Here is an 11,800-nt window from a genome sequence, read left to right as displayed (position 1 = left end):
CAACAGCGCAAGGAATACCATGAGCGAAGAAAAAAGCTGGCACGGCGCCCAGATGGATTTCACGAAGTCGATGAGCTATGGCGACTACCTGGGCCTGGACCAGATCCTGTCGGCCCAGCACCCGCTGTCGCCGAACCATAACGAATTGCTGTTCATCGTGCAGCACCAGACCACGGAATTGTGGATGAAGCTGATGCTGCACGAGATGCACGCCGTGCGCGAACACATCCGCCGCGACGACCTGCCGCCCGCATTCAAGATGCTGGCCCGCGTCGCCCGCATCATGGACCAGCTGGTGCACGCGTGGGACGTGCTGGCAACCATGACGCCGCCCGAGTACAGCGCGATCCGGCCGTATCTCGGCGCGTCGTCCGGCTTCCAGTCCTACCAGTACCGCGAGATCGAATTCGTCCTCGGCAACAAGAACCCGAAGCTGCTGACCGTGCACGAGGCCACGCCCGAGACGCATGAAAAGCTGCAGCGGGCACTGCACGAACCCTCGGTGTACGACGAGGCGATCCGGCTGCTGGCCCGCAACGGCCTGCCCGTATCAGAAGCCCGGCTGGCGGTCGATCCCACCCAGCCGACGGCCGCCGACGATTCCGTCAAGGCGGCCTGGCTGGAAGTCTATCGCGACCCGACGCGCCATTGGGCGCTGTACGAACTGGCCGAGAAACTGGTCGACCTGGAAACGGCGTTCCGCTTCTGGCGCTTCCGCCACGTGACCACGGTGGAACGGATCATCGGCTTCAAGACGGGCACCGGCGGCACCGCCGGCGTCAGTTACCTGCGCAAGATGCTCGACGTGGTGCTGTTCCCCGAGCTGTTTGCGCTGCGCACCGAATTATAGGAGTCACCATGCATACGTCCCGCATCCATCTGGCCGCCCTGCTGGCCGCCGCGCTGCTGTGCGGCGCCGCCGAGGCGAAAAAGCCGAAGAACGTCGGCGAACCGGGCGAATTCGATTACTACGCGCTGTCGCTGTCGTGGTCGCCGGCCTATTGCGCGACCAACGGCGGCCGCGACCCGAACCAGTGCGGCAGCGGCCGGCGCCTGGGCTTCGTGCTGCACGGCCTGTGGCCGCAGTATGAGAAGGGCTATCCGGAAAGCTGCTCGCGCGAGGAGCTGCCGGGCGCGGTGCGCCGCAAGTACGAGGACATCTATCCGTCGCCGAAGCTGATCACGCACGAGTGGGCCAAGCACGGCACCTGCTCGGGCCTGGCGCCGGAACAGTACCTGGCGCTGTCGGCGAAACTGAAGGACGGCCTGGCGGTGCCGGCCGCATACCGGGCGCCGGAGCAGCCGGTGCGCGTGACGATCGGCGAATTCCAGCAGGCGTTCCGCGCCGCCAATCCCGGCCTGGCCGAGAATGGCGTGGTGCCGATCTGCACCGGTGCCGGCCGCTTCCTGCGCGAGATCCACGCCTGCTACACGAAGGACGGCAAGTCGCGCACGTGCGCGCCGGCCGAGGTGAAACGGGCGCAGAAAAGCTGCGGCCAACCGTCGTTCCTGCTGCAGAGTGTACGTTGAATCGTGCCGGCGATGCGCAGACGGCCGCGTTTGCCGGTAAAATTCTGTCCATGACACAGGCCAGTCCAACGATCGACCTCAGCAGCTGCGACCGGGAAGCGATCCGCATGCCGGGGAGCATCCAGCCGCACGGTTTCGTGCTGGCGCTCTCCCCGCAAGGTACCGTCGTGCAGGTGAGCGACAACCTGGAGCGGCATCTGGGCAAGCACCCGGAAGCCGCGCTGGGGCGCACCCTGGCGGACGTACTGGGCACTGACACCGCCGCGCAGCTGGAACCGGAATTGACCCGGGTTGGCGCGCGGCCATCGTTTGCCGCCACCGTGCGGGTCGGCGCCAGCAGCTTCGACGTGCTGGTGCACCGCTACGATTCCCTGCTGATGCTTGAATTCGAAGCCGTCGACCGCATCGGCGCGGCCGACTTCCGGCACCTGTATCCGCTGGTCGGCGACTTCCTGCTGCAGCTGAGCGATGCCGAGACGATCGAGAAGATGAGCGCGAAGGCGGCGGACGAGATCCGCGCCGTCACGGGATTCAACCGCGTGCTCGTCTACAAATTCGACGAGGAAGGCCATGGCCACGTGCTGGCCGAAAGCAACGACGGCGTGCTGCCCTCCTACCTCGGCCAGCGCTTCCCCGCGTCGGACATTCCGAAGCAGGCGCGCGAGCTGTACGTGGCGAACCGGATCCGCCTGATCCACGACGCCAATTACGCGCCGGCGCGGCTCGTGCCGCAGAATAACCCGCTGACGGAGGCGCCCAACGACCTGTCGTTCGCGGCGCTGCGCAGCGTCTCGCCCGTGCACCTGCAATACATGCGCAATATGGGCACGCTGGCGTCGATGTCGGTGTCGCTGATCGTCAAGGGCGAGCTGTGGGGGCTGATCTCCTGCCATAACGCCGCACCGCGCCACATCACGTTCGACAAGCGCACCGCCTGCGAGCAGCTGGGCCAGATCCTCGCGCTGCGCATCCAGAGCCGCGAACTGGCCGACGAGCTGCAGTTCCGGCTCGAGGTGCGGCGCATCATGGTGTCCGTGCTGGCCGGCCTCACACAGGGCTCGGACTTCATCGAGAACATGGGCAGCGTGTTCCCCGAGCTGCTGCAATTCGCCCGGGCGAGCGGCGCCGCGATCGTCGTCGACGACCGCATCGTCAGCTACGGCGACACGCCGAACGAGACGCAGCTGCGCGAGCTCGTCGCGTGGCTGCAGCTGAACACCCACGACGACCTGTATTACACCGACAAGCTGCCGGAGCAATACCCGCCGGCGCAGGCGTACCAGCGGACCGCCAGCGGCCTGCTGGCGATGCCGATTTCGCGCATCCACGAGCATTACCTGCTGTGGTTCCGGCCGGAGTTCGTGTACACGATCGACTGGGCCGGCAATCCGCATGCGAAAGACCCGGCGCAGGATGCCCCGCCGGCCCCGCTGACGCCGCGCACGAGCTTTGCATCGTGGCGCGAGACGGTGCATGGCGCCTCGGCACCATGGCACCCGGGCGAGATCGAAATGGCGCTGGAGTTTCGCACGGCGCTGCTCGGCATCGCGCTGGAGCGCGCCGAGCAGATGGCTGAACTGGCCGAGGAACTGGGCCGCGCCAACAAGGAGCTCGAGGCGTTCTCGTATTCCGTGTCGCACGACCTGCGCGCGCCGCTGCGCCACATCGTCGGCTTCTCCGACCTGCTGCTGGAGGCGGCCGGCAACGACACGCTGGAAAAGCGCCAGCGCTTCCTGAAGAACATCAAGGAATCGGCGCGCCTGGCGGGCAAGCTGGTCGACGACCTGCTGAGCTTTTCGCAGATGGGCCGGGCATCGCTGCGGCCCGTGCCGATCGATATGAATGAACTGGTGCAGTCCTGCATCGACAAGCTGGCGATCGACGTCGGCGAACGGCGCGTCGAATGGCACGTCGGCGCCCTGCCGGCGATCACTGCCGACCCCACGTTCATCCAGCTCGCGCTGTACAACCTGCTGTCGAACGCGGTGAAGTTCACGGGCCAGAAGGACCCGGCCGTGATCCGCATCGACGGCCGGCGCGAAGCCACCGAGACCGTCTTCACGGTGGCCGACAACGGCATCGGCTTCAACATGGATTACGTACACAAACTGTTCGGCGTGTTCCAGCGCCTGCACCGGATGGAGGATTTCCACGGTACCGGCATCGGCCTCGCGAACGTGCGCCGCATCGTCGAGCGCCATGGCGGCCGCGTGGCGGCCGAATCGGTGCCTGCGCACGGTGCGACGTTCACCTTCACCATTCCTCACTCATTACCGAACGCCTGACATGCTGAAGCCCATCCTGCTCGTGGAAGACAATCCACACGACCTCGAACTGACCCTGATCGCGCTGGAGAAAAGCCAGCTCGCCAATGAGGTGATCGTCGTGCGCGACGGTGCCGAGGCGCTCGATTACCTGCACTGCCGCGGCGAATACGCGACGCGCCAGAAAGGCAACCCGGCCGTCGTGCTGCTCGACCTGAAGCTGCCGAAGGTGGATGGCCTGGAAGTGCTGCGCGAGATCCGCAACGGCCTCGAGCTGCGCAGCCTGCCGGTGGTGATGCTGACGTCGTCGCGCGAGGAACAGGACCTGGTGCGCAGCTACGCGCTGGGCGTCAACGCCTATGTCGTCAAGCCGGTGGACTTCAAGGAATTCGTGCGCGCGATCTCCGACCTGGGGATCTTCTGGGCCGTGCTGAACGAACCGCCGCCGGGGTCGCAGCGGTATGTAAGGCCGAATAACTAAGTAGCCGGGCCTCAGCTTTCGCCAATCCGGCCGATGATGTTGGCATTTGGGCTCACCTACGCGCGCCGCGATCGCATGCTTTCAACCCAACGGCAGAGGCCGGGGTCAGACCCGGCGGGGCTTTGCCGGGGTCTCGGAGAGCGTGCTCTCCGCCGGCAAAGCGGTGACGGCCTGCAAGCCGTCATTCCTTCCTGACCCCAGGGTTTGCGTTTGGGTTGAACTTATGAGCTAGCCGCCCCGTCACGCGGCCTTCCGCCGCCGCAGCAGATGCCGGATCCGCGCGCTCAGCACATCCGGGTTGTACGGCTTCGGCAACAGGCTGACGCTCGGGTCCATCTTGCCTTCGTGCGTCAGCACCCCTTCCGCATAGCCCGACGTGAACAGGATCTGCGCGTCCGGGCAGTGCCGGCGCACGACGTCGGCCAGTTCCAGGCTGCTCATCCTGCCGGGCATGATCACGTCCGTGAAGAGCAAGTCCACGCGCGTGCCGTTTTCCACCATCCGCGCCGCCTGATCGGCGTCCGCCGCCTGCAGCACGTGGTAGCCCAGCGCCGACAGCAGCTGGGCCGTGGCGTCGCGCACGTCGTCCTCGTCCTCGACGACGAGGATCGTCTCGATGCCGCCGAACAGCGGCGTCACGCCGCTCTCCTCCTCGGGCGCGGTGGCCTGGGCGGCACTGCGGCGCAGGAAGATCTTGACGCTGGTGCCCTCGCCCGGCGTGCTTTTCAGGATGATCTCGCCGCCGGACTGCTTGACGAAGCCATACGCCATCGACAGGCCGAGGCCCGTGCCCTGGCCCGTCGGCTTGGTCGTGAAGAACGGCTCGAACGCGCGCTGCAGCACTTCGGCCGGCATGCCGTTGCCCGTATCGGCCACTTCGATCATCACGTAGTCGCCCGTGCCCACCTCGGCCAGTTGCGGCGCGCCGGCCGGCACGTTGCGGGCACGCAGGGTCAGCGTGCCACCGCCCGGCATCGCATCGCGCGCATTGATCGCCAGGTTCAGGATCACGTTGTGCAGCTGGCTCGGATCGACCGCCGTGCTCCACACGCCAGGCGCGATGTCCGTTTCGATTTGCGCCTGCGGGCCGAGCACGCGGCGCAGCATCTCTTCCATGTCCGTCAGCACGACGGAAGGATCGATGACGACCGCCTGCAACGGCTGCCGGCGCGCGAACGCCAGCAGGTGCGACGCGAGCCGGCCGCCGCGCTCGACGCCGGCCAGCGCCGCGTCGATGCGGCCGCGCGCCATGTCGGACACGCCGCCCATCAGCTTCACCAGCTGCAGGTTGCCGCCGATGATCTGCAGCACGTTGTTGAAGTCGTGCGCAACACCACCAGTAAGCTGGCCGATCGCTTCCATCTTCTGGGCCTGGTGCAGCGCCGCCTGGCTCACCCGCAATTCCTCCTGGCTGCGCGCCAGCGATGCGAACGCCTCGTCGCGCTGGCGCCGCGCCACGCAGGCGGCGCTGTGGTAGCGCAGCCGCGCCACCAGCTCGCGCGGGTCGGGCCATTTCACCAGATAGTCGTTGGCGCCGGCGGCGAACGCCTGCACCTTGATGTCGGCATCGTGCTCGGACGACAGCATGACGATGGGGATGTGTTCCGTGCGGGCGTCGGCGCGCAGGCTGCGCACGACTGCGAAACCATCCGTGCCGGGCATACGCAGGTCGACCAGCACGACGGTCGCGTCGATGCGCAGCGCCAGCTCGACGGCGCGCTCGGCGCAGTGCTCGTAGCAGAGGCTGACGTCGGCATGTGCTTCCAGGCAATGAAGAAGATAATCCTGCGCCAGGGGTTCGTCGTCGATCAGCAGGACGGAACAGGAACTGTGGTGCATAGCGCGTGCGGCGACCCGGTATATTAATGAACTGACAGCAAGATTGCATTCTACATTAGCCCTGCCGGCGCCGCGCATGGCGATTTCAACCGTGCGCACCCTTGACAGCGGGCTGGCAGCGGGCTAACCGCACCGGGACGGCTGTCGGATTTTTTTACACCTGCGGCCGGCTGGCGCGGCCGCCATCATCCAAGTACTTGATTGTGCAATGACTGCGCATGCAGGCGCGCGGCTTGCTTCGGTCTAGTCTCCACCACAAGGAGACAACCATGAAATCTGTGTTGATCAAAGGGGTCGCCACGCTCGCGCTGGCGCTTGCCGGGCTGTCGGCCCAGGCCGGCGTCTACACCGCCACGCTGACGGGGGCCATGGAAGTGCCGCAGAACGATTCGCCCGGCATGGGCAACATCACGGTGAACTTCGACATGGCGGCCCATACCATGACCATCGACGTCACGTTCTCCGGCCTGGAGTATGCCTCGACCGTCGCGCACATTCACTGCTGCACGGCCGATCCGATGTCCGGCACGGCGATGCCCGCCACGCGCACGCCGACCTTGGCAGGGTTCCCGCAGGGGGTCATGGAAGGCACCTACCACCAGGTCTTCGACACGTCGGACGCCAGCTTCTGGAACAACGGCTTCATCAACTCGCACGGCGGCACGACGGCCGGCGCGGAAAGCGCGCTGCTGGCCGGCATGGAAGCCGGCACGGCGTACTTCAACATCCACAGCAGCGGGTACCCGAACGGCGAGATCCGCGGCTTCCTGCAGCCGGTGCCCGAGCCGGCCCAGGTCGCGCTGCTGGCACTGGGCGCGCCGCTGATGCTGTTCGCCGTGCGCCGCCGCCGCGACCGGCCGTTCGCCTGACCGGCCGCGCCCCGGCGCCCAAGCGCGATCAGGCGGCGTTGCGGTAACGGGGCGCCGGCGTCGCGTGGCCGAACTGCTGCGCCAGTGCCTTGCGGGCCGCCTCATAGGCGGTCCACCCTGCGCCGTCCTGCAGCGGCGGGATCGTGACGACCTCACCGAGATCGAGCCCGACCAGCGCGGCATCGACCATCGCGTCCGCCGGCATCACGATGCCGTCGGGCAGGTGCGCGTGCGGCAGGCCGGCCGTGTCCCAGAAGTCCGTCGCCGTCGCGCCGGGCAGCACGGCTTGCGCGCGCACGCCCTTGTCCGCCAGCTCGTGGTGCAGCGACTGCGTCAGCGCCAGCACGTAGGCCTTGCTGGCGCCGTACACGCCGTTCATGATCTCGATGCCGATGCCGACGATCGACGCGATGTTGACGATCGTGCCGCCGCCGCGCGCCACGAATGCCGGTGCCGCGGCATACGCGAGGCGGGTTGGCGCCGTCACGTTAATGTCGATAATCCGCTCCATCCGGTCGACGTCGGTCTCCAAGAGCGGCGTGACGGCGCCGAAGCCGGCATTGTTGACGAGCAGCGTGATGGCCGGGTCGGTGCGCAGGATCTCCTCGACGCGGGCCAGGTCGTCGCGGCGGCCCAGGTCCGCCCGCACGATCGTCACGCCGCGGCCATGCGCCTGCCGCACGCGGCCCGCCACGTCTTGCAGGCGCTCCTCGTTGCGGGCAACGAGGATCAGGTCGTAGCCGCGGGCGGCCAGGCGGTCGGCATAGATCGCGCCGATGCCGGACGATGCGCCGGTGATCAGGGCCGTACCGGGTTGGCGGGACTGGTTCATGTCGTTCTCCTTCAGCGTTGTTGGTGTGAGTGAATTATCGGTCCGGACCACATTGGCCGAAACGACCAAAACCCCTCGTTTTCGGACATCGCGCCAGGCGCTTACCGCACACCCCGCGGCGGCGCTACAATCGCAGCGTTATCCCTCCTCACAGGACATCATGGCCGCCCGCATCGCCCTCGTCGTCTTCCCCGGATTCCAGATCCTCGACTTCGCCGCGCTGACGGTATTCGAACTTGCCAACCTCGTTCACGGCACGCAGCGCTACCAGGTCGAAACGATCTCGCACGGCGGCGGCATCGTCGCCAGTTCGGCCGGCGTGCCGGTGGCCACGCAGCCGTTCGGCCGGCGCGCCTACGACACGCTGTTGATCGCCGGCCCCACGGTCGTCACCCCGCCCGAACCGGAACTCCTTGCCGCGTTGCGCCGCGCCAGCCCGCGCGCCCGGCGCACCGGGTGCCTGTGCACGGGTGCGTTCGTCGCCGCCGCGGCTGGCCTGCTGGCGGGCCGCCGCGTGACGACGCACTGGGCCCTCGGCAATGAGCTGAAGAAGCTGTACCCGGACATCGAACTGGACGACGACAAGATCTACGTGAACGATGGGCCGATGTGGACGTCCGCCGGCATGAGCGCCTGCATCGACCTGGCGCTGGGCCTCGTCGAGGCGGACCTGGGCGTGGAACTGGCGAAGGCGGTGGCGCGCAAGATGGTGATGTACCACCGCCGCACCGGCGGGCAGTCGCAGTTTTCGATGCTGTCGGAGATGGACGGCGGCTCGGACCGCATCCGCAGCGCGCTGCTGTACGCGAAGGAGAACCTGCACCGGCCGCTGTCGGTCGAACAGTTGGCCGAACACGTGCACTGGAGCCCGCGCCACTTCTCGCGAGCATTCCGCGAGCAGACGGGCCACTCGCCGGCCAAGGCGATCGAGAAGCTGCGCCTGGAAGCGGCGCGCGCGCTGATCGAGGACGGCCACGCATCGATCGGCCGGATCGCCACGCAGACGGGATTCGGCGACGAGGAAAGGATGCGGCGCGCCTTCGTACGCACACTGGGCCGGCCGCCGCAGGCGCTGATGCGGGAGGCGCGCATGCGCATTGGGTATGACGTGCCGGGCGCCGCATGAGCGGGCCCCAACAGCAGAGACCGCGTCCCTCTGGGGTCAGACCCCGACAGGACACGAGCTCGTCCGAATGACTGCCGAGCTCGTGTCCTGGGGTCAACCCCGAAAACGGACACAAGCTCATGGGCACAACTGCCGAGCCCGTGTCCTCCTGGGGTCAGACCCCGACAGGACACGAGCTCGACCGGCGCACCGCCGCATCGATCAAGGCCAGGGCATATACGGACGGACGGAACTTCGTACACGGTCGCGGGTTCCGGCCCAGCGACCGGATGTTAGACTGCCAGCGACTGCGTGCGGCAACAGCGCGCGGATGACGGAGCGGATGGATGAGGAAAACACCGCAGCAAAAGAAGAGCGCAAGCTACGCCAAGGACCGGCGCAACGGCGATGGCGAAAACAGCAAGGCGTCGCGCAAGAACATTCCACGATCGAAAGCCCGGTCGATCCGTGCCGACCGTCGCGCCAAGGAAGGATTGCTCGGCAGCCTACGATCAGTTGCGGATGCCGATGCGCTCGAGGGCATCGACAACACGATCAGGGCCGCCAAGCCTCGCGAGTGGCGCAAGCACCCCGACATGCCATTGGGCGAGTGGCTGAAACGACGGCGCAGGCAGAGGCCGTAACGGCTGCGCCCCCGCCACCTCTGCGAGATCGGCTCACCAGCGCCGCAAACCTTGCGGAACATAGGCTTATCAACAGCTGAGGCCGTGTCCGATTCGGCCAATGTCGGGGTCTGCCCCCAACACCGGTTCCCAACACCGGCCCCCAACACCGGCCCCAACACCGAAACGCACCCGATAAAACGGCAGAGGCCGTGTCCACTTTCAGGGTTGACCCCAAGGTGGACACGGCCTCGGCCTTACACCGGAACGATCAGCGGCTTACTTCAGCAGCATCTCATTGACCCGCTTGACGAACGACGCCGGATCGGCCAGCGCGCCGCCCTCGGCCAGCAGCGCCTGGTCGAACAGGATGTGCGACCAATCGGCGAACTTGCCGTCTTCGGCGTTCTCGTACTTCAACCGCGTGACGAGCGGGTGCGACGGGTTGATTTCCAGGATAGGCTTGCTTTCCGGGGCGTTCTGGCCGGCGGCCTTCAGCATGCGCAGCAGGTTGCCGGACAGCTCGTGCTCGTCCGCCACCAGGCAGGCCGGCGAGTCGGTCAGGCGGAACGTCACGCGCACGTCCTTGGCCTTGTCGGCGAGCGCCGTCTTCATCTTCTCGACGAGCTCCTTGTACTGCGCCTCGGTTTCCTCGTGTTCCTTCTTCTCGGCCTCGTCTTCCAGCTTGCCCAGGTCCAGGCCGCCCTTCGCGACGGACACCAGTTCCTTGCCGTCGAACTCGGTCAGGAACGACAGCATCCACTCGTCCACGCGGTCCGTCAGCAGCAGCACTTCGACGCCCTTCTTGCGGAAGATCTCCAGGTGCGGGCTGTTCTTCGCCGCCGTGAAGCTCTCGGCCGTCACGTAGTAGATCTTGTCCTGGCCTTCCTTCATGCGGCCCACGTAGTCGGCCAGCGCCACCGTCTGGTCAGCCGAGTCGTTGTGCGTCGACGCGAAGCGCAGCAGCTTGGCGAGACGGTCCTTGTTGGCGAAGTCCTCGCCGATGCCTTCCTTCAGCACCTGGCCGAACTCGGTCCAGAAGGTCTGGTACTTGTCCTTCTTGTCCTGCTCGTCGGCGTTCGCCAGCTCTTCCAGCATGCCCAGCACGCGCTTGGTCGAACCTTCGCGGATCGCCTTCACGTCGCGCGACTCCTGCAGGATCTCGCGCGACACGTTCAGCGGCAGGTCGGCCGAGTCGATCACGCCTTTCACGAAGCGCAGGTAGGTGGGCATCAGCTGTTCGGCGTCGTCCATGATGAACACGCGCTTCACGTACAGCTTGATGCCGCCGCGCTTGTTGCGGTCCCACAGGTCGAACGGCGCCTTGGCCGGCACGTACAGCAGTTGCGTGTATTCGCTGCGGCCTTCCACGCGGTTGTGCGTGTAGGTCAGCGGCGCGCCGAAGTCGTGCGACACGTGCTTGTAGAATTCCTCGTACTGTTCGGGCGTGATGTCGCTCTTCGAACGGGCCCATAGCGCGCTGGCCTGGTTGATGGTTTCCAGTTCGTCCTTCGTCACCATCTCCTTCTTCTCTTCGTCCCACTCCTCTTTCGCCATCTGGATCGGCAGCGAGATGTGGTCGGAATACTTGGTGATGATGGATTTCAGCTTCCACGCCGACAGCAGCTCGTCCTCGCCTTCGCGCAGGTGCAGGATGATGTCGGTGCCGCGATTGGTCTTCTCGATCGCCTCGACGGAGTAATCGCCCTCGCCGGTGGATTCCCAGCGCACGGCGTCACTTGCTTCAAGCCCCGCGCGGCGGGTCTCGACGGTGATGCGGTCGGCGACGATGAAGCCGGAATAGAAGCCCACGCCGAACTGGCCGATCAGCGCCGCGTCCTTCTGCTGGTCGCCGGACAGCTTGCCGAAGAATTCCTTCGTGCCGGACTTGGCGATCGTGCCCAGGTGGCTGATGACCTCGTCGCGGCTCATGCCGATGCCGTTGTCGGAAATCGTGATCGTGCGCGCGGCCTTGTCGAACGACACGCGGATCTTCAGTTCGTGGTCGTTGCCGTACAGCGCATCGTTATTGATGGCTTCGAAGCGCAGCTTGTCGGCCGCGTCCGATGCGTTCGAGATCAGCTCGCGCAGGAAGATTTCCTTGTTCGAATACAGCGAGTGGATCATCAGCTGCAGCAGCTGTTTCACTTCCGCCTGGAAGCCCAGAGTTTCTTTCTTTTCGGACATTTTTTCCTCGAATAGTCTTATAGCGGTGTTGTTGAGCGGAAAATTTTTCGTCTGCCGGAATATGGGGTTG

Annotated in this window: 10 protein-coding genes; 7 read left to right on the top strand and 3 right to left on the bottom strand. The window is 66.1% G+C overall.

The window, feature by feature from the left end; all coding sequences use genetic code 11:
- Window positions 1-19: 19 nt before the first annotated feature.
- Genes kynA through IP92_RS04455 form a run of 4 tightly spaced genes read left to right on the top strand, consistent with a single transcriptional unit; the run spans window position 20 to window position 4,275 of the window.
- Entirely contained in the window at window positions 20-850 is an 831-nt protein-coding gene (kynA, locus tag IP92_RS04470) for a tryptophan 2,3-dioxygenase (protein ID WP_145873356.1), read from the top strand.
- Between the two features lie 8 nt (window positions 851-858).
- Complete coding sequence (locus tag IP92_RS04465) at window positions 859-1,530, top strand: ribonuclease T2 family protein (RefSeq protein WP_145873355.1); 672 nt, start codon at window positions 859-861, stop codon at window positions 1,528-1,530.
- 50 nt (window positions 1,531-1,580) lie between these two features.
- The gene (locus IP92_RS04460; protein WP_145873354.1) at window positions 1,581-3,815 is read left to right on the top strand and encodes an ATP-binding protein; all 2,235 of its coding nucleotides are present in this window, start codon (window positions 1,581-1,583) and stop codon (window positions 3,813-3,815) included.
- Between the two features lies 1 nt (window position 3,816).
- A complete protein-coding gene (locus IP92_RS04455) occupies window positions 3,817-4,275 on the top strand; it encodes a response regulator (RefSeq protein WP_145873353.1) in 459 nt (152 codons plus the stop codon).
- 240 nt (window positions 4,276-4,515) lie between these two features.
- On the opposite strand, the gene IP92_RS04450 is transcribed toward IP92_RS04455, so the two are convergent.
- Window positions 4,516-6,114, bottom strand: coding sequence for a response regulator (locus IP92_RS04450; protein WP_145873352.1), 1,599 nt, complete (start codon window positions 6,112-6,114; stop codon window positions 4,516-4,518).
- 269 nt (window positions 6,115-6,383) lie between these two features.
- On the opposite strand from IP92_RS04450, the gene IP92_RS04445 reads away from it, so the two are divergent.
- Entirely contained in the window at window positions 6,384-6,983 is a 600-nt protein-coding gene (locus IP92_RS04445; RefSeq protein ID WP_145873351.1) for a CHRD domain-containing protein, read from the top strand.
- Between the two features lie 28 nt (window positions 6,984-7,011).
- On the opposite strand, the gene IP92_RS04440 is transcribed toward IP92_RS04445, so the two are convergent.
- Window positions 7,012-7,815, bottom strand: coding sequence for an SDR family NAD(P)-dependent oxidoreductase (locus IP92_RS04440; protein ID WP_145873350.1), 804 nt, complete (start codon window positions 7,813-7,815; stop codon window positions 7,012-7,014).
- Window positions 7,816-7,975: 160 nt separating this feature from the next.
- Here IP92_RS04440 and IP92_RS04435 point away from each other — a divergent pair, with 160 nt between their 5' ends.
- A complete protein-coding gene (locus IP92_RS04435) occupies window positions 7,976-8,941 on the top strand; it encodes a GlxA family transcriptional regulator (RefSeq protein ID WP_145873349.1) in 966 nt (321 codons plus the stop codon).
- 326 nt (window positions 8,942-9,267) lie between these two features.
- Window positions 9,268-9,564, top strand: coding sequence for a hypothetical protein (locus IP92_RS04430; RefSeq protein WP_145873348.1), 297 nt, complete (start codon window positions 9,268-9,270; stop codon window positions 9,562-9,564).
- Between the two features lie 258 nt (window positions 9,565-9,822).
- Here IP92_RS04430 and htpG read toward each other — a convergent pair whose 3' ends face one another.
- Window positions 9,823-11,730: a molecular chaperone HtpG gene (gene htpG, locus IP92_RS04425; RefSeq protein WP_145873347.1), complete on the bottom strand. Its 1,908-nt coding sequence runs from the start codon at window positions 11,728-11,730 to the stop codon at window positions 9,823-9,825.
- Between the last annotated feature and the right edge of the window lie 70 nt (window positions 11,731-11,800).

Source organism: Pseudoduganella flava (assembly GCF_007830495.1).
Lineage (GTDB): Bacteria > Pseudomonadota > Gammaproteobacteria > Burkholderiales > Burkholderiaceae_D > Rugamonas > Rugamonas flava.
This window is presented reverse-complemented; position numbering and strand designations above follow the sequence as displayed.